An 18,832-nucleotide genomic window follows, 5' to 3' on the forward strand; every position below is an offset into this window, starting at 1 on the left:
CGGTTTCCTATCCGGGTCGCCATCACGGTTTCGTAATCGCGCATCGTCGCTGTTCAAAATCTCGCTCATTCGGAGAAGCACATGCAATACGTCAATCTTGGCCGCACCGGCCTCAAGGTCTCGCGCCTTTGTCTGGGCTGCATGAGTTACGGGGAACCCGCCCGACTGCCCCAACCGTGGTCGTTGGATGAAGAGGCGTCTCGCCCGTTTTTTCGTCAGGCACTCGAGGCAGGAATCAACTTCTTCGATACGGCGAACATCTATTCCGGCGGCGGTTCCGAGGAAATTGTCGGGCGCGCACTTCGCGACATGGCGCGACGCGAAGAAATCGTCGTCGCAACGAAGGCATTCTTTCCGTGGAGAAATTCGCCCAATACCGGTTTCCTTTCGCGCAAGGCGCTGTTCCAGTCGATTGACGACAGCCTGAAGCGACTCGGCATGGACTACGTCGATCTGTACCAGATTCATCGCTTCGATCCCGGCACGCCGGTCGAAGAGACGATGGAGGCGCTGCACGACATCGTCAAAGCCGGAAAAGCGCGCTACCTCGGCGCCTCGTCAATGGAAGCATGGCGTTTCGCCAAGATGCAGCACGTTGCGGAGCGCAACGGCTGGACACGTTTCATCTCCATGCAACCGCAGTACAACCTGCTCTATCGCGAGGAGGAGCGCGAGATGCTGCCGCTTTGCATGGACCAGGGCGTCGGCGTCATTCCATGGAGCCCGATGGCGCGAGGCAGGCTGACGCGCGACTGGAGCGAAAGCACACATCGAACGAAGAACGATGCGTTCGCGATCCAGATGTATCTGAATACGGAGGCGCAGGACCGGAAGGTGATCGACGTGGTCGCCAGGCTTGCCGACGATCATGGCGTTCCACGGGCGCACGTCGCGCTCGCGTGGCTGCTGGCGAAGCCCGGTGTGACCGCTCCGATCATCGGAGCGACGAAGCCTGAGCATCTTGCAACGGCGATCCGCGCGCTCGACTTCTCGTTGACCGGCGATGAAATCAACGCGCTGGAGGCGCCCTATATCCCTCATCCAGTCGATGGGATCGTTCCGCCGCTTCCTGATGGTCCACCGACCCTTACTTTGCCACGTAACTGAAAGCGAAATACATCGACTTCGACGGTCTTCCATCAGGGAAATGGAACATGAATCCGATCTATGACTTCAAAGGTCAGGTGGCCTTCGTAACCGGGGCTGCGATGGGCATGGGTCTCGCTGCAGCCCGTGCATTTGCGCAAAGCGGGGCCTCCGTGGTCCTGGCCGATCGTGACGGGAACCTCGCCTTGCGGGAAGCGCAAAATATCGTCGACGAAGGCGGCATCGCAACAGGTATCGCGTGCGACGTCACCGACGAAGCCCAGGTCGCTGCTGCAGTCGACCACGCGGTCGCCGAGTATGGCCGGCTCGACATGGCATTCAACAACGCCGGCATCCAGGTGCCGCCCAGCGATGCGGCGGACGAGCCGGCCGAGCATTTCCAGCGCGTGGTAGCAGTCAACCAGTTCGGCGTCTGGGCAAGCATGAAGCACGAACTGCGCATAATGCGCGCCCAGGGATCCGGCGCGATCGTCAACAACTCGTCGCTCGGCGGGCTGGTCGGCCTGCCTGAGCGTGCCGCCTATCACGGCACGAAGCATGCCGTGCTGGGGATGACGAAGAGCGCTGGTGTCGAATACGCGTCCCGCGGCATACGCATCAACGCCGTTTGTCCCGGCACCATCGATACGCCGATGGTGCAGGACATGCTGACGGGGCAAGCCGATGCCATGAAAGTGATACTGAAGGACCAGTCCATCGGTCGCCTCGGACGAGCAGATGAAGTGGCCGCCGCCGTACTATGGCTGTGCAGTCCCGGTGCGAGCTTCGTCGTGGGCGTCGGCTTGCCGATCGATGGGGGCTTCACGGCCCACTAAGCACGTCCCCCGACTTCGCGTCATCATTCCGGGCTGCGCGGTGTCGCTCCCTGGCACAACCGTTCCCAATTCCGGTGAGCAAATTTGGCCTTGTCGCCACCATCAAGAGCGAGCCCGTTTACGAAATTCCTGGCGTCGCCGCCCGCACGGTACTGGTATGGATAATCAGTGGAGAAAAGAATGCGATCCGGACCGACTGCTTCAATCGCCCGTCGCAGATAGCTTTCGCTGAACATGCCGCTCGACGTCAGATAGAGATTGCCTCGCACGTATTCAACAAGCGGCTTTTGCAAATTCGACACCCGATCCAGCATGGCAAGCCGCTCGAGATAGAAGATCACAACCTCCCCCCAGTGTCCGAGAATCACCTGCAGATCGGGATAACGGTCGAAAACGCCAGCGAGAACCATGCGCAGGAATTCGATTCCGGCCTCGTAATGCCAACCGAGACCGAATGTCGAAAAAGCCAGATCGATCGATGGCGAAAAGCCGCCGTAGTATGCATCTCGCACGACGGCCTGCGGAATCTGCGGATGAATCAGCAACGGGACACGAAGCTCGGCCGCACACGCATAGGTAGGTTCAAACAGCGAGTCATCGAGATGCCTGCTCCCCACGCGGCCGTAGAGAATAGCGCCCTTGGCGCCCAGCTCCGTCACGGCTCGACGCAGTTCGTTGGCCGCAGCATGCGGACTGGCAAACGGTAGCGCGGCGAGTGCCTGGAAGCGCGCCGGATTGCGGTGCACGGTTTCAGCCAACAGGTCGTTCACGCGTCGAGCCAGGCCAGTGCCGTGGTTCCCGAGATTGTTCAACCCGGGTGTGGTCAACGACAGAACCTGCTGCTCAACGCCAGTTTCGTCCATCAGAGCCAGTCGTTTCTCGCCGAGGTCGGCGAGGCGCTCGTCGAGGACCGCCGTGTTGAGGTCCAGGCTACCGTCGTCTGCGCCGGGGATGGTCAGCCACGCGTCCTTGATATCGGCCGGCAGGACATGTTCTTCGATTCCCACGATCTTCATTGCCGCACCCCTCTACTGCAGTTGAAATGTCTGCCACGGGCTGGACCCGCACGACCGACGCAAACCGGCCGATCTCCTGCAATCCCGGAGCGCATGCCGGCATCGCACATCGTCCGCCAATACACGCCGTTGTGGCGATCACGTCCGGTCTATTGCCCGGAAAAGCGCAGCATGGCCTCCGGGTACCGAGCCCCCTTGACGCAGATGTTCGCCTGCCGGATCACGTCGAGGTCGTCCTGATCCAGCGTCACGCTCAGCGCACCGATGTTCTCCTCGAAGCGTTCGAGCTTGCGCGTGCCGAACAGCGGCACGATCCACGGCTTCTGTGACAGCAACCACGCGAGCGCTATCTGGGCGGGTGTCGCGCCGTGTTTTTGTCCGATTCGTCGGATGAGATCCACCAGCTTCTGGTTCGCGACGCGAGCCTCTTCGGCAAACCGCGGCGTTTGCGCACGGATGTCGGAGCTGTCGAACGTGGTGTCGACGTCGATCCTGCCTGTCAGAAAACCCTTGCCAAGCGGGCTATACGGCACCAGCCCGATACCCAGCTCTTCGAGCGTCGGGATGATCTCCGCCTCGGGCTCGCGGGTCCACAGCGAATACTCGCTCTGCAGCGCCGCGAGCGGCTGCACCGCATGCGCGCGGCGAATCGATTGCGCACTTGCCTCGGACATGCCGAACCACAGCACCTTGCCCTCGGCTATCAAATCTTTCACCGTGCCTGCGACGTCTTCCATCGGCACTTCGGGGTCAACCCTGTGCTGATAGTACAAATCGATATGATCAGTACGCAGGCGCCGCAAGCTGCCCTCGATGGACCGGCGGATCTGAGCCGGTTTGCTGTTGACTCCGCCCCGGTGTTCGCCCGTGTCCTGATCGATGTCCCAGCCGAACTTGGTCGCGATCCTGACCTTGTTACGCATTGGTGCGAGGGCTTCGCCCACCATCTCTTCATTGGTCCACGGGCCATAGACTTCTGCGGTGTCGAAGAAATCCATGCCACGCTCGACGGCCGCGCGAATGAGGGCGATCATCTCTGCGCGGTCGGGCAATTCACGCGCCTTGCCGTAGCCCATCGCCCCGAGAGATAAAGCCGATACTTCAAGCCCTTGGCCAAGTTTTCGCTTGATCATGCCGCATCTCCTGTTTCGTCGTGCGGTGTGACGCAAACCGTTGCAGCGCATGTCTGCTCTCGAGCATTGGCTCAAGGCGGCTGGATGACCAGGCGCCCGGTCTACAATTACCCGCCGACAATGCCGACAATCAAACACGACCGAATTCACTACCGATTCCGCGATCCGCAGCCTGGATCAGGACGTGGCAATCGCCAGTCCAACGATTGGCTCCGTCTTCAGGCCGTCTGGCCGACGTTGAGCTGGTTGACGACTGCGTGCCCCACGGCATGCGCGGACGCCGGATTCTGGCCGGTCACGAGGCGCCCGTCGATGACGACATTCTCGCTCCAGTTCGGCGCAGGACGGTGCATCGCACCGCGCTGCTTCAGCGTGCTCGCCAGCAGATAGGGCACGACCTTCGTGTAGTTGACCTCGGCTTCCTCTTCGTCGGTGAAACACGCAAGATTCTTGCCGGCTACAAGGTAGCTGCCGTCGGAGAGCGTCGCGTTAACCAGCGCAGCCGGTCCGTGACAGACCGCCGACACGATGCCGCCGGCTTCCCAGATCTCGCGAACGACTTTCTGCACAGCCGGGCTGTCGGCGAAGTCCCACATCGTGCCGTGACCACCGGCAAAGAAAACGGCCGAATAGTGTGATGGTTCGAGATCGCCGAGCACGCGTGAATGGGCGAGCTCGTCGCGAAAATGCTTGTCCTGCCAGTAGCGATCATTGATGGGATCCGTCAGATCGAAGAAGTCGATTGGCGGATGACCGCCACGAATCGAGGCGATTTCCACCGGGATGCCGGCTTCTTCGAACACGGCAAGCGGATGCGTCAACTCGACCATCGCAAAACCGGTCGGCTCGCCCGAATCGCCGCGGATCGGGTGACTGGTGACCACGCACAGGATAGGTTTGATGCGGGTGCTGTTCATGCTTGCTGTCCTGAGGTTTCGAGTGAAGTCATGTCAATGACGAAACGATATTTCACGTCGCTTTTCAACATGCGCTCATAGGCTTCGTTGATCTTCTGGATAGGGATGATCTCGACGTCCGAGACGATGCCGTGCTCGCCGCAGAAATCGAGCATTTGCTGGGTATCGCGCAGGCCACCGATGAACGACCCCGAGATCGCCTTGCGGCCACGCACCACCGATCCGGCATTCACCGGGGTGCTGAGTGGCCCCATGTAGCCGACTAGTACCAGCACGCCTTCCAACGCAAGGGTCGGCATATAAGGATTGACGTCGTGATCATAAGGGACCGTGTCAATGACCACGTCGAATCGGCCGGTAACGGCCTTCATCTGTTCGGGGTCGTTCGACAGCACCACATGATCGGCACCGAGGCGGACCGCATCGTCTTCCTTGCCCGCCGAACGGGTGAACAGCGTGACATCGGCACCAAGCGCCTTGGCCAGTTTCAAGGCCATGTGACCGAGCCCGCCGAGCCCAATGACCGCGACCTTGCTCTCCGCCCCAACATTCCAATGGAGCAGCGGCGACCATGTTGTGATGCCGGCGCAAAGGAGCGGTGCCGCGCCTGCTGGATCAAGGCCGTCGGGGAGAGACAGTACGAACTTGTCGCGCACGACAATCACGTCCGAGTAGCCGCCATACGTGATGCTGCCGTCCTGCCGATCGACGCTGTTGTAACTGAACGTGGAACCCTCGACGCAGTCTTGCTCCCATCCCTTCAGACAAGGTTGGCAGTGCTGACAGGAATCGACCATGCAACCGACGCCGACCATCTCGCCCACCTTGAAGCGAGTCACGTTCTCGCCGACCTGGCGCACGCGTCCTATGATCTCGTGGCCAGGCACGATCGGATAGGTGGTAAAGCCGCCGTGGTTGCGTGCCATGTGCAGATCGGTATGACAGACGCCGCAAAAGAGGATATCGATCACCACATCGTCTGACCGCGGAGCTCGCCGCTTGAAGTCGAGATGCTGGAGCGGATCGTTGGCCGAATAAGCTGCGAATCCTGTTGCGTTCATGAAGTGTGGTCCTCGTCGCGCGTCGCGCGACCACGGTAGAAAGATGGCTCGATCAGGTCATACGCGGTGACATGACCAGTCGTGATACACCCGACGTCCCAGACTCAGGCAATGCCGGGAGCGAACAGGGCCTCCCAGTTCGTGAAGGGGCCAAGGGGGATGACGTCCCAGCCGATCAGACCGGCCTTGGCCAGCGGAAACTCAGCAAGCGCAATTCTTGCGGCCTCGACAGACTCGGCTTCCGCGATGATGGCGACACCGGGACGGTCCTGTCGAAAATAGATGTCGCGGATGATGCCCCCTTTGTACATCTGCCACGCATGGCGGGCTTCGTCCTGCATGTGTGGCTGGTATTTCTCGAGGCTGGCGCCCGGCTGGGGGACATCGAGGCAAAGCAGTTTCATCGTTGGTTTTCCTTAAGCGATGCAGAACGGTTCAGGCGGGTTGGAGGCGGCCGGCTATCGTCGCCACGCGGCGACCGAGGTACTGGGCTGTCATGAGGTCGCTTGCCGGCGGCGCTACATCGGGTGCCTGATCCACGTTCGCATGGGTCATGACACCCAGCCAGCTGCCCAGCCGGTTCAGATCGTCAGCGCTGGCGGTGCTGCTGTTGTTGCCGGGCATGAGGTCGAGGCCAACCCAGATCATCCCGTGCTGTGCGGCGAACAGCGCCATCGATACCAGCGAGTTCAGCTTGTCGCCGTGCTGCGCACCGGAGTTCGTGAACCCTGCGGCGATCTTGTTGCGCCATTTCAGTGCGGTCCATGCAGCCTTCGTGGAATCCTCGAAGAACTGCTTGAGCCGGGCGCTGATCATGCCGTTGTAGGTCGGCGAACCGAAGATAATCGCGTGGCTCGCTTCGAGCGTTGCCCAATCGACGCCATCAGCGACTGCAAACAGCTTCACCTCGGCCCCATGGATCTGCCGAACTCCTTCCGCGACGGCCTCTGCCACGCGCGCGGTGTGGCCGTAGCCACTGTCATGCACGATTGAAATCAACACCGGTGTTTGTCCTTGCCTTGAAGGTTTGCGCGTCTCGAGAGTCGGTTGAATGGGCAGCGCGTCACAAGCGCACCCGAAAATCTCGTTGCTGGTTGAACACTTTAAAGTAGAATTTTGAGAAGCATGGGTGGAAATAATTCCCATCTGTGCTTCCTTAATTTCTACAATCGCGGAGCAGATCTGTGCGTGACCGATTCGATGGCGTGCAATTGTTTGTGGAGGTCGTCGAAGCAGGCGGCTTTGCGAAAGCCGGTGAACGGCTTTCGCTGACGCGCTCGGCGGTCGGAAAGGCTATCGCGCGTCTCGAGGAGCGGCTCGGGGTGCAGTTGTTTCAGCGCACAACCAGGAATCAGTGTCTGACCGAGGACGGACAGCAATATTACGAGCGCTGCCTTCGAGCAATCGAAGAGATGCGCGCTGCGGAAACCATGCTGGAAAACGGCCGCCGGGAAGTGGTCGGGAAGTTGCGCGTCACGCTCCCCACGCTGTTCGGCCGCTACTGTGTCGCCCCGATCCTGCGATCGTACGCGCGAGCGCATCCGAAGCTCGAACTGGAATTGAACTTCAGCGATCGTCAAGTCGACGTGATCGCCGAGGGTTTCGATCTCGCGGTGCGCAACGGCGTGGCGGGTACCGGCACCACGCTGCGAGCACGCCTGCTGGTCAACCAGCGCAAGGTACTGTGTGCATCGCCTGCCTATCTCGCAACGAGAGGCGAGCCGCACACGCTGGCCGATCTTGCGAAACACGACCTGCTCCCCTACTGGCGCAACGAGCACGGTTTGCTCTGGCAGCTTCCTGACGCGACCGATACGCTTGTCGATTTTCAGCCCACTTCGCGCTTGCGTTTCGACGATCTCGAGGCAATCGCCGATGCCGCTGTCGACGGCATGGGCCTGGCCTGGATTCCCTACTGGCTGATTCGCGACCGGATGCGACGTGGCGAACTGGTCGAGATCTGGGGACATCGGCCGACGGCCGTCGTCGAGGGCTACGCCGTTTGGCCGGCAGCGCAGTATCTTCCGCTGCGCTGCCGTCTGGCTATCGATGTCCTCGCCTCGGAACTGCCGAAACGCGTCGAGGCGTGATCGCACAGTCCCGCTCGAACACGCCATCCGAAAACTTCGCCCTCCATCAACCAAACCAGCGAGACCTCATATGCCTGAACGTCGCATTCGGTTGAGAACATGGCTGCTTGCCGCAGCCACGCTCTGCAGCCCCGGAACGAACGTGCTGCATGCCCAGGAACCGGACAAGACCGTAGTGCGCATCGCCGAACTAGTGATCGATCCGGCACAACTGGAGACCTACAAAGCGATCGTCAAGGAAGAGATGGACGACTCCGTCCGGCTCGAACCCGGCGTGCTCGCCATCTACTCGGTCGCCGTCAAGGACAAGCCGAACCATCTGCGTTTCTTCGAGATCTATGCCAGCGACGAAGCCTATCGGGCGCATATCGAAGCTCCGCACTTCAAGAAATATGTCGCACTCACACAGCGGATGATCCAGTCGCGCACGCTGATCGAGACGACGCCCGTACAGCTCAGCGCCAAAGCGCGGCAACCGAAGGCGGTTGATTGACCCTGCTCACGACGGAGTTCCCTGCATGAAACGGAAACACACCTTGCTTGCCGCAATCGGCGCGACCGCTACATTGACCATGAGTGTGTTGGCCGCGCATGCTCAAACGCCAACTTCCGAATCCCCACTCACGCATGGCAAAACGCCGGCGTACTACATCGCCGACTTCGAACTCACCGATCCGGAAGGCATTAAGCCATACCGCGATCAGGTGGATGCAACATTCAAACGCTACAGCGGACGTTACATCGTGCGTGCGGGCCATGTGGATGGGCTGGAGGGCAATCCGCCGAACCATCGTCTGATCATCATCGAGTTCGACAGCCTCGACCTGGCCCGCGCGTGGTACAACTCGCCCGAGTACGCCCGAATCCGCCCGTTCCGCCAGCGCTCCGGCCACACGAATGCGTACATCGTCGAAGGACTGCCGCAGTAGCTGATGATGTGTCGGGCATTCGCTCGTTCAAACCCTGGTTCGAAACGATGCTATGCAACAAGCGCGTTCGAATGGTGCCAGAAACTGGCACCACCCCTGCATAGAATGGCTCCGCGAACAAAGGGCAGCGAACCGCGCTCCCCTATTACCGCGAAGGATCTGCGCCATGCCTCGATTCGAACCGCCCAACCCCATTTATCCGGTAGCCCGCCAGGCAGATATCGACACCGGCCCCATCGCTATGGACAATCCCCTGACGATGGGGCCGGAAGACGAGGCCGCGTTGCTTGCGGCATGGGCCGCCGATTCGCTGTCCATGAAGCGCCAACCGGACTTCATCTTGACGCAGTTGCATCACGCGATCGGCGAGAACCCGACCTACCTCAACCGTGCCGTCCTTGATCGCGTGGCCGCACGGCGCAATGCCTTCAGAACGCCCGAGTTCCAGGACGGGCTCAAGGCACACCCGGCATCCGTCGTGGCCCGGCCACCCTGCTTCGCCAAGGTCGCGGTTCCGGACCTGTGCACGGCTTGACGCTGAGGTAGCAACACACATGAAACGCATTCAATACAGCCGCTATGGCGGCCCGGAGTTCATGCGCGTGGAGGATTTCCAATTGGCTGCGCCGGGCAAAGGCGAAGTGGCCGTGCAGGTCAAGTTTGCCGCCATCAATCCGATCGACTGGAAGTTACGCAATGGACAGATGAAGATTGTTACCGGCGAGGCTTTTCCCCGCGCGATGGGCATGGATTTTTCGGGGACGGTCATCGGCGTCGGTGCCGGTGTGACGCGCCACAAAGCAGGCGACGCGGTATTCGGTCTCGCCCGCTTCAAGGAAAGCGGCGCGCTTGGGGAAGCAGTCGTGACGAAGGATGACTTTCTAGCGACGAAGCCCGAGAACATTTCGTTCGAGGCCGCGGCGTGCCTCGGCACCCCCGGTGTCACGGCATGGAACGGGCTGATCGACAAAGCGAAACTGCGAACCGGCCAGCACGTCTTCATCAATGGCTGTGCCGGAGCGGTCGGTGAAGCGGCCGTGCAGATCGCCCAACTTTTCGGTGCCGTCGTCTCCGGCAGCTGTAGTGCCCGAGACATGGAGCGAGCAACATCACTGGGTGTACAGCACATCTACGATTACCGGACGAGCGATCTATCGAAAATCACTACACGCTTCGATGTGGTTTACGATACCGCGACCACCATGACGGTATCGGACGGCCTGGCCATGCTGTGCCGCGGCGGCGTGTTCCTGGATCTTGACCCAGGCCCGGCCAAGCTTATTCGGGCGATTTTCGATCGACGGCTCAAGCCCATCATCGGTTCGCCGCGGGCGGAGCTTCTGGAAAAGCTGGCGAGCGCCGCTCGGGAAAACAGATTCAAAATTCCCATTGGAGAAATCGTTTCCCTGAACGGTGCCATCCAGCTGATTACCGAGCTGGAAAGAGGCCGTAAGCTCGGCGGCAAAGGCGTCGTGGCGATGGAGTAAGCATGGCCAGAAGTCATCGACTGTTCGATCTGATGCAAGCGCTTCGACGACACCGAAGAACAGTGTCGGGAAAAGCGCTTGCGCTGGAACTCGGCGTGTCGCTACGCACCATCCGTCGCGACGTCGCAACGCTGCAAGACATGGGCGCCGATATCGATGGAGAGCCGGGTGTCGGCTACATCTTGCGACCAGGATTCCTTCTGCCACCACTCTCGTTCACTGCGGATGAAATCCAGGCGCTAGTCATCGGAGCGCAGTGGGTCAGCCACCAAACGGACGACGCACTTGCCCTTGCCGTGACGAATGCATTGGCCAAGATCGACGCTGTTTTGCCCCCTGACATGCGAACGGCACTCCAGGACGATACGGTCTACGTGGGTCACCCGCTGAAGACCCAAGCGGCACTCGACTTGAGCGACATCCGCCGGGCGCTTCGCGAACAGCGCAAGTTGCGTATCACCCTGTCGATCGAACATGCACCCACTGACGAACAAGTTGTCTGGCCGATCATGTTGGGTTTGATCGACGGCAAGCGGTTTATCGCCGCCTGGTGCGAGCTGGATAGCCGATTCCGAGTGATCGGTATGGATGACATTGCTACCGCGGACGTTCTCGCCGAACGCTACACTCGCAACCGCCGGCAGCTAGTCAAGGAATGGCGCACCCAGGAGATGTGTCCATGCAATAGCCAAGGCACCGTTTGCTAACGAGTTGGATTGGGTCCAGTCGGACTGCCGGAACCGGTGAGATACGCCTGCAATATCGTTAGGGATGCAGATACTTGTCGAAGAACGCGCTCAGATCCGCAAAGTGCGCCTTGGTCTCCGGTGCATCGGGAGAAAGGAGATACTGATAGTGAGACAAGCCTTCGAAAACGATCAGATCTGCCGTCACGCCGGAATCTCGCATCTTGCGATGAACTCTCAAGGTGTTGCTTAGAAACAGATCACGAGACCCAGTCGTGAGTATCGCAGGAGGGAAACCGTGAAAATCACCATAAACGGGGGAAAGCATCGGATCCTTTGGATCGTGCCCGTTCGCATACAGCGTCGCCGCATCACCAAGCCATCCGCTGTAACTGACAAGCACATTGTCGATACCTCTATTAGTAAAGTACGTGTCGCCAGTCTCGGTGAGATCGGACCACGGCGTGCCCGGTGCGATGGCCCCGGGAACAGGCAGTCCTTCCGCTTTGGCGCGGAGGACCAAAGCCAGCGTCAAGGCGCCGCCGGCTGAATCGCCAAATACCGCGATTCTGTTGGGATCCGTGCCTTTTATGACTTCCTTATAAACCGCAACCGCATCGTCCAAGGCTGCCGGATAGGGATGGTCAGGTGGCATGCGGTAATCGATCGCCAACACTCTGGCGTGTACGAAGCCAGCCATCAGAATGGCCTCGTACAGCCCTGCTCTACCGGGATTCAATACGTAGCCGCCTCCGTGGAGATTGAGAAAAAGTCTGTTCTCATTGCGTTCCGACACAATGTTTGGCAAGACTTTAAAAACGTTGACCCCTGCGATCTTTTCCGGCTGAACTGTCACACCCATCTTCAAGATTAGATCAGCCAGGCGTTTGTCAGTTGCGTCTGCCAACCTGCCAACCCAGCGTTTCCATTCCGCCCGTGTCTTCGGATGATCGTCCCAAAATGGAGGTGGCCCCGCCGCGATTATCGTTTGAATTTCCGGGCTGACCGTAGTCGGAACAGGGATCACGCGATTAGCTCGATTCAGCCCACTCTCGTAGGCGTTCGCGGAACCCAGCATCAACAAGGTCAGGGCAAACAGGAGCAGAAAGCGACCACCTTGCGCCACGGGTTTTCTCCTTTCAACCTGCTGAATCAGGGAACTGAAGCTCGCCACCGATGCATTCTCCTGGAATCCGAGAACCGCGCTTCATCAGCTCGCGCCCCGTTTTTTGCAACACATTGCACCGCTAAGGCGCCGCTTGCCCTGGCTGTCGGCAGCCCCCGACAGCGATAGCCACGGCGCCGCGACAGACAATCAGGCGAAACCGATCATGGCCTTCGTTTCGAGATATTCCTCCATCCCGAACACGCCCATTTCACGACCGTTACCCGATTTCCGATACCCTCCCATCGGAGCGACTGTGTTCGCGGGCGCACCGTTGAAGAAAACGCGACCAGCGTTCAATTTGCGACAGACGTTCAGTCCTTTTTCGCGATCCTTGGTGAAGACGTATGCACCAAGTCCATATTCGGTATCGTTTGCGATCTCGATCGCTTGTTCTACCGTGCTGTACGTCAGGACCGAAGTGACCATCCCGAAGATTTCCTCACGAGCAATCGTCATATCAGGAGTGACATCGGCAAAAATCGTAGGACGAACGAAGAATCCGCGGTCCAACCCGTCCGGACGGCCTGGGCCCCCGCAAACCAGACGCGCGCCTTCCTCGAGGCCCACATTGATGTAGTGCTGAATCCGATCGAACTGTGCGCGATTAACCACCGGGCCGTGTGTCGTTGCGGGGTTTTTCGGGTCGCCGATACACATGTCGGCGACGGCTTCGCGAAGATAGCCGAGCACTTCTTCGAGTTGATCCTGATGCACGAGAAGGCGCGTCGGAGAATGGCAAGACTGCCCGCTGTTCGAAAAACCACGTGTCGCGTTATATACCGCGGCCGCCCGCAAATCGGCGTCCGGCAGGACAATGTTCGCCGACTTGCCGCCGAGTTCCTGCGCGACACGCTTTACCGACGACGCAGCCGCCTCGGCCACGAGAATCCCGGCACGGGTCGAGCCGGTAAACGACACGATGCCAATATCCTCGTGCGCGCTGATCGCGTTGCCGACGGTTGGACCGTCGCCGTTCACAAGATTGAATACCCCGTTGGGCACCCCTGCCTCGTGAAGAATTTCGGCCAGGATCAACGCGCTCACGGGCGTGAATTCAGACGGTTTCAGCACGACTGGGCAGCCTGCTGCGAAGGCCGACGCGAGCTTGTTGCAAATGAGCTGGTTTGGCCAGTTCCAGGGGGTAATGAGCCCGGCCACGCCAATCGCTTCACGACGAATGATGCTGACGCCCAGCCAACTCTCGAATTCGTAACCCTTGAGCGTCTCGATTGCCTGCCGAAGCGCGGCAAGGCCGGACGCCGTATGTTGTTTCAACGAACACGGCGTACCCATCTCCTCGGTGAGTGCCGCCATGATGTCGTCTTCGCGGCGCAGGTAGACCGCGACGATGTTATCGAGGAGTTCGATCCGCTCCTGCTTGGACGCGGCACTAAAGGCCGGGAACGCACGCTTGGCTGCCTGCACCGCTCGGTCCACGTCCGCGGCACTTCCCAACGCCACGACGCCGAAGGTCTCCTCCGTCGCGGGGTTGACGAGGTCAAACGGCCGCGACTCGACGGGATCGACCCACTCGCCATCAATGTAGAACTGCTCGAATTTTCGCATTGTCTCGGTTTTAACGGTTGAGGTATGCAAACCACCTCGCAAGAGATGTGCCATCAGATCTATTCGTGGCACTCAACCGATCTCTCAGGCCGACCATTGAACGATTTCGAATCGATTGTCCGCACGGTAAGCACGATTGTCTTCTACACGAGCACGAGGCTCGACGATCGTATCTGGCGTCTGAATCACGTCACCCGCTGCGCTCGCGAATCAGGTTCGCAGCTTTGTCGGGCTCGGCGATCCGGTGTGCACGGCATCGCCTGATATTTTCGCGATCGCTGACGTCGTAAAAGCCATTCCGTCAGCAATCCCACAAACAATATGCCATCGAGCAAACGAGAGACGCGCTTGCATCGTCACAATCATGTGACTCCGCTATCCGGCCTCACACGGTCTGTCAAGACGTGGTCATCCCCATTTGGGCAAGCCGTTTATATAGATATGACCGCGAGATTCCGAGGCTCGAAGCCACTCGCTTCTTGTTTCCGCCGAATTGCGTCATCGCCTTCCGGATGAGTTGCTCCTCGACCTGCTCCACTGCGCTACTCACGCGCATCGTGTCCGACTGGCCCAGTGAAGGCGGATGCGACGACTGATTCGAGAACGTCGGAGCCATCACGGCCGCCTGAGGACCTGCATCCGACAGATCGATGATGCCGAAGTCGGTTGCATCAATGATGTCCGTGTCGCTGAATATGGCGGCCCGCTCGACCGTATGCATCAGCTGTCGCACGTTACCCGGCCATGAATGTGCTTGGAGATAGGCAAGCGCATGGTCCGACAGCCGCTTCGGCCGCTGCCCGTGCCGTTCCGCAAACTGGTCAAGCGCCAGATCCGCAAGCAGCGGGATATCGTCGAGTCGCTCGCGAAGCGCCGGTAGTCGAATGACGACCGCTCCGATTCGATAGAACAAATCGAGCCGAAACGTCCCGTCGGCAATCATCGCTTCGAAGTTGCGGTTGCTCGCGCTGATCAAACGGAAATTGGAGTTTCGTGCTTCGGTTCCGCCGACACGCTGGAACGACCCGTCCTGCAACACGCGCAGCAACTTCACCTGCACGTCGGCCGGCATGTCTCCGACCTCGTCGAAAAACAGGCTCCCGGCATCTGCCTGCTCTATCTTGCCGCGCCGGCCTTTGCGTTCAGCACCGGTGAATGACCCGCCCTCATAACCGAACAGCTCACTCTCGACCAGCGTCGACGGTAATGCCGCCGCGTTCACCATCACCAGATTGCCATCCCGCCGGGCGCTTAACTTATGAATCGCGTGCGCCGCCAATTCCTTGCCCGTTCCGCTTTCCCCTGTCAGCAGAACCGGTACATCGAGCGGCGCAACCTTCACGATTTGCTGCTTCAAGCGCTGCATCGCCTGACTGTCCCCGACAATCTGATCCAGACCGTAGCTCCGATTTTTCAGATCCTTCAGCTCGCGCCTGTAGTACGCCACCTCCGACTTCAATTTCGTCAACTCCGTCGAGAACGACTGCAATTGCTCAGGTCCCTTGAACATGACTTGACCAATCGCGCCGACGGTCTCCCCACGAGCGTTCTTGATCGGATGTCGCGTGACAACCCGCGTCACGCCTCGCATCTCCTGAATTGCGCCAATCTCCGCCTTACCGGACGACGCGACCTGATCGAGCCGTGTATTTTCGATTACCTCGGATACGTGACGGCCAACCGAGCTGCCAGGTTTCATTCCGAAAAAGCGCTCATGGACGGGGCTGATATACCGCAGCACCCCGTCGCGATCGACGACGGTCAGCGCCTCGAATGGATTCGTCAGAAAATGACTGAGGATGTCGCTCGCGAAATCAACGGAACCGACGAATTCGAACAGCGCATCGCGTCCATCTCGAAGCAGCGCAACGAGTATCGTCGCGTCCGTGGCCGGTAACACGATTACCACAACCGACGAAGAATCGGGACCTTCAACCGAGAAAAGGTGTTGCTGGCGACGCCGTGCTTCGTGCCAACCCGCGATGATTCTCGTCGCCATTTCGCGTTGCTCGACGATACCGGTCGCCATCATCTCCTTTCCGTCTGACGACAGAATCAAAACGCCACGCAGCGACGCCGCCGTCACACCAGGCCTTGCCAAATCGAGTGTCTCCATGGTGTTATCCCTATGTCTCCGTGGCGATCATTGAATCGCTTTTTTTGGATGTGTCTTCACCGCGGACATAGCCTATCACCACGATACCCAATGATTAGTGAGCCGAATCGACAGTACCTGTCTATCGGACTCATCAATCTTTCGACGTCACCGTGGCGACCGCCCGCACTGCCGCTTCGTCGCTGACGAAACCGTACCTACGATGAGGATCGCCCATTCATCATACGTATCATTCCACTTTTCCCTATCCACTCGCATATCGCCGGACGAACCGCTCGATTCATCACTGGGGCAACTGCAGAAGACGAAGCAACTCTGTTGTAGAGTCGGCACGTTCGAGCGCGCACACAGCGGCCTCCAGGCGGCCCACCTGATCCACAGGCAGCGCTTTCGATGCGAGGCGGCGAAACTTGGCCGCCATCAGTTCATCGCTCATCGGACGCTGGTAACTTCCGAGAAAGTTGTCGACGGTCTTGCTCAATTTCTTTCCGCTGGTCAGCAGAATCTCGACATCAGCACCTCGCGCAAACGCCCTGCCCTTTTGCTCGCGCGCTTCGCTTCGCACCACATCGACGCGCTTCGCGAATTCAACGAGATCCGGTCGGCCGACGTTTTCGTCGATCATCTGATCGACGAACACCTCACCGTCGATGAGCTTCATGCCGATGCAGAAGCCGAGATGCATCTGGGCCGCCGTCAGACCGTTGGGGATGTAGGGTGTCCAGAATGAATGGCGCACCGCATCCTCGGTCATTCGCACGGTAATTCGCTCGACGTCGGTCGCGGTCAGGCCCGTTTCCTCCATGAGCTCCTCAATCGCGTCCAGTGCGGACAGATTCGTGCCGACTGCCGCGTGCCGCTTGATCGAAATCCGCATCGTTTCCCAGCGCGTGCCGAGCTCGCTGGTCAGCGCCGACAAGTCGAACTGGTCGGCGGTCTGCGTGAAGGTGGTGCAATATCCGCCATAGGTTTCCTCGAACACGTCCTCGATGCCGGTAAATCCGTCCGCAGCGAGTAGTGCCGAATACAGCCCGCTTTGCGCCGCCTTCGCCGACAGCATCCGCTTCACCATCGAGCCGAACTGGGCGGCCATGATGCCGGACGCCTGGGCACCCGCAATACCAAACGCATGGTAGATCTGCTCGCCGTCGAGACCGAGAACGATGCCGGCCGCCACCGCCGCCGGAAATGGTCCGAAGATGCCGGGCGTATGCCAGCCCCGCACCAGCATCTTGTTGCCGTTCATGCACAGGCCCACGCGAGGGCCGACTTCGAAGCCTGCGATGATGGCGGTCAGGAGAGTTTCGCCATCTACGTTTTCGGTGCCGACCAATTCGGCCGCCGCGAGCGCCGCCGGCAGCACGGCGGCGCAGCTGTGAATGGAAGCCGGATTCGCGTCGTCCAGCTCATAACCTTGAATCATCGTGCCGTTGAGTAGCGCCGCATTCACCGCAGATGCCGTTTCGCCCCGCCCCCACACCGATGCTCGGCCGCCATCTGGTTCGAGCTTGCCGACGACGCCAGCCAGGATTCGGGTCCACTCGAGATTTGCGCCGAACAACCCGCATCCGAGACCATCGAGCATGATCAGCTTCGCGCGATTGCGCACATCCTCCGGAACGTCGGCCAGTTTGAGTCCTGCTGCAAAATCTGCCAATTGACGCGTATATGACGTCATGAATCAACTCCTCCAAATTTCATTGTGCAAATCACTGCTTCGGCATGCCCACATAGGCGGCCAGCTTTGTTTTCTCGGCTTCATTTTTCAACAGGAGATCCGTGAACTCTCGTGGTGACATGGTCACCGGCTCGAGTCCATAGCTCCGAAGGCGGTCTGCCAGCGCCTTGTCCGACAGCGCCGCCTGCAACGCCGCCGACAGGCGTTGAACGACGGCCGGCGGCGTTCCGGCCGGCGCCATCAGCCCTTGATACAGAACGTAGCTGTAGTTGGGATAACCGGCCTCGGCGACCGTCGGCACGTCCGGAAGGGCAGTGACGCGCTTCGGGGATGTCACCGCCAGCGCCCTCATCTTTCCTGCCTTCAGATACGGAGAACTGCTGATCAGCGCGTCGAAGATGACGGAGATGCGACCACTCATTACTTCAGGCAGCGCCTCCCCGTTGCCTTTGAACGGAACGTGCATCATCTTCAAGGCGCTCTGCTGGAGGAACGCAGCTGTCGCAAGGTGAGTCGTACTGCCCACGCCCGCGGATCCGTATGACAGCTTGTCCGGGTTCGCCTTCGCGTACGCGGCCAGTTCGCCGAACGTCTTGAAGGGCTGGCTGGCGCCGACTTCGATCAAAAGCGGTGCCGCGACCGACGGCCCCACGCCCGTGAAGTCCTTGCGGAGAACGAAGCCCGGATCACGCTTGACTGCTGACTGGAGGCCGAGCGTATCCGCCGAAGTGGCCAGCAGCGTATATCCATCCGGCGCCGCATCCTTCACATAGCGGATGCCAACCAGGCCACCTCCGCCGCCGCGATTCTCGATAATCACCGGCTGCCCCAGGCTCTGCCCCAGCTTTGGCGCCAGCAAGCGGGTGACGGTGTCTGCCAGGCCACCCGGCGCCGTCGCAACCACAATATGCACCGGCTTGGTGGGGAATGGGTCCGACGCCGAAGCGGCCGCCGCGCTGAACAGGACGAATGTGCCCGCCGCCAGTCTGCGGCAAAACAATGCTTTCTTCATAAGAGAATCCTTTCTCCAAGACCTTGATTTCCTGCTACGCCGCGTCGAGGA

19 protein-coding genes are annotated in these 18,832 nt (G+C 59.8%); 8 read left to right on the forward strand and 11 right to left on the reverse strand.

Annotated elements, in window-relative coordinates:
* Positions 1–81: 81 nt before the first annotated feature.
* Complete coding sequence (locus DIE03_RS25555; RefSeq protein ID WP_111442641.1) at positions 82–1,107, forward strand: aldo/keto reductase; 1,026 nt, start codon at positions 82–84, stop codon at positions 1,105–1,107.
* 47 nt (positions 1,108–1,154) lie between these two features.
* Positions 1,155–1,922: a glucose 1-dehydrogenase gene (locus DIE03_RS25560; RefSeq protein ID WP_111442640.1), complete on the forward strand. Its 768-nt coding sequence runs from the start codon at positions 1,155–1,157 to the stop codon at positions 1,920–1,922.
* A gap of 23 nt (positions 1,923–1,945) precedes the next feature.
* Here DIE03_RS25560 and DIE03_RS25565 read toward each other — a convergent pair whose 3' ends face one another.
* From DIE03_RS25565 to DIE03_RS25590, 6 genes are all read right to left on the reverse strand, one after another.
* Complete coding sequence (locus DIE03_RS25565; RefSeq protein WP_059620100.1) at positions 1,946–2,938, reverse strand: amidohydrolase family protein; 993 nt, start codon at positions 2,936–2,938, stop codon at positions 1,946–1,948.
* Between the two features lie 149 nt (positions 2,939–3,087).
* A complete protein-coding gene (locus DIE03_RS25570) occupies positions 3,088–4,071 on the reverse strand; it encodes an aldo/keto reductase (RefSeq protein ID WP_059620102.1) in 984 nt (327 codons plus the stop codon).
* 218 nt (positions 4,072–4,289) lie between these two features.
* Complete coding sequence (locus DIE03_RS25575) at positions 4,290–4,988, reverse strand: type 1 glutamine amidotransferase domain-containing protein (RefSeq protein ID WP_111442639.1); 699 nt, start codon at positions 4,986–4,988, stop codon at positions 4,290–4,292.
* Positions 4,985–6,049, reverse strand: a complete 1,065-nt coding sequence (locus DIE03_RS25580; protein WP_059620105.1) for an NAD(P)-dependent alcohol dehydrogenase — start codon at positions 6,047–6,049, stop codon at positions 4,985–4,987. Before DIE03_RS25580 ends, DIE03_RS25575 begins: the two co-directional genes overlap by 4 nt.
* Before the next feature lie 104 nt (positions 6,050–6,153).
* On the reverse strand, positions 6,154–6,453 hold the full coding sequence (locus DIE03_RS25585; RefSeq protein WP_059620107.1) for a hypothetical protein: 300 nt from the start codon (positions 6,451–6,453) through the stop codon (positions 6,154–6,156).
* Between the two features lie 31 nt (positions 6,454–6,484).
* Entirely contained in the window at positions 6,485–7,051 is a 567-nt protein-coding gene (locus tag DIE03_RS25590; protein ID WP_059620109.1) for a flavodoxin family protein, read from the reverse strand.
* A gap of 182 nt (positions 7,052–7,233) precedes the next feature.
* Between DIE03_RS25590 and DIE03_RS25595 the strand changes: the two genes are divergently transcribed.
* The 6 genes from DIE03_RS25595 (at position 7,234) to DIE03_RS25620 (ending at position 11,262) form a co-directional block, all read left to right on the forward strand.
* Entirely contained in the window at positions 7,234–8,139 is a 906-nt protein-coding gene (locus tag DIE03_RS25595) for a LysR family transcriptional regulator (protein WP_059620110.1), read from the forward strand.
* A gap of 70 nt (positions 8,140–8,209) precedes the next feature.
* Positions 8,210–8,632 (forward strand): putative quinol monooxygenase, encoded by a 423-nt coding sequence (locus tag DIE03_RS25600; protein WP_111442638.1) that lies wholly within the window; start codon positions 8,210–8,212, stop codon positions 8,630–8,632.
* Between the two features lie 25 nt (positions 8,633–8,657).
* Complete coding sequence (locus DIE03_RS25605) at positions 8,658–9,068, forward strand: DUF1330 domain-containing protein (RefSeq protein WP_059620112.1); 411 nt, start codon at positions 8,658–8,660, stop codon at positions 9,066–9,068.
* 166 nt (positions 9,069–9,234) lie between these two features.
* Positions 9,235–9,603 (forward strand): antibiotic biosynthesis monooxygenase, encoded by a 369-nt coding sequence (locus DIE03_RS25610; protein ID WP_111442637.1) that lies wholly within the window; start codon positions 9,235–9,237, stop codon positions 9,601–9,603.
* A gap of 19 nt (positions 9,604–9,622) precedes the next feature.
* The gene (locus DIE03_RS25615; RefSeq protein ID WP_111442636.1) at positions 9,623–10,555 is read left to right on the forward strand and encodes an NAD(P)-dependent alcohol dehydrogenase; all 933 of its coding nucleotides are present in this window, start codon (positions 9,623–9,625) and stop codon (positions 10,553–10,555) included.
* A 2-nt stretch (positions 10,556–10,557) separates the two neighbouring features.
* Complete coding sequence (locus tag DIE03_RS25620; RefSeq protein WP_111442635.1) at positions 10,558–11,262, forward strand: YafY family protein; 705 nt, start codon at positions 10,558–10,560, stop codon at positions 11,260–11,262.
* A gap of 58 nt (positions 11,263–11,320) precedes the next feature.
* Here the strand turns inward: DIE03_RS25620 and DIE03_RS25625 are convergent, their stop codons facing one another.
* The 5 genes from DIE03_RS25625 to DIE03_RS25645 form a co-directional block, all read right to left on the reverse strand.
* On the reverse strand, positions 11,321–12,415 hold the full coding sequence (locus DIE03_RS25625; protein WP_241308702.1) for an alpha/beta hydrolase: 1,095 nt from the start codon (positions 12,413–12,415) through the stop codon (positions 11,321–11,323).
* A 141-nt stretch (positions 12,416–12,556) separates the two neighbouring features.
* Positions 12,557–13,975 (reverse strand): aldehyde dehydrogenase family protein, encoded by a 1,419-nt coding sequence (locus DIE03_RS25630; RefSeq protein ID WP_059620116.1) that lies wholly within the window; start codon positions 13,973–13,975, stop codon positions 12,557–12,559.
* Positions 13,976–14,372: 397 nt separating this feature from the next.
* Complete coding sequence (locus DIE03_RS25635) at positions 14,373–16,091, reverse strand: sigma-54-dependent Fis family transcriptional regulator (RefSeq protein WP_059620118.1); 1,719 nt, start codon at positions 16,089–16,091, stop codon at positions 14,373–14,375.
* Positions 16,092–16,374: 283 nt separating this feature from the next.
* The gene (locus DIE03_RS25640) at positions 16,375–17,769 is read right to left on the reverse strand and encodes an MmgE/PrpD family protein (RefSeq protein WP_063808274.1); all 1,395 of its coding nucleotides are present in this window, start codon (positions 17,767–17,769) and stop codon (positions 16,375–16,377) included.
* Positions 17,770–17,800: 31 nt separating this feature from the next.
* A complete protein-coding gene (locus tag DIE03_RS25645; protein WP_111442634.1) occupies positions 17,801–18,781 on the reverse strand; it encodes a tripartite tricarboxylate transporter substrate binding protein in 981 nt (326 codons plus the stop codon).
* Positions 18,782–18,832 lie beyond the last annotated feature (51 nt).

The sequence above is a fragment of the Burkholderia sp. Bp8992 genome (genome assembly GCF_003853705.1).
GTDB lineage: Bacteria > Pseudomonadota > Gammaproteobacteria > Burkholderiales > Burkholderiaceae > Burkholderia.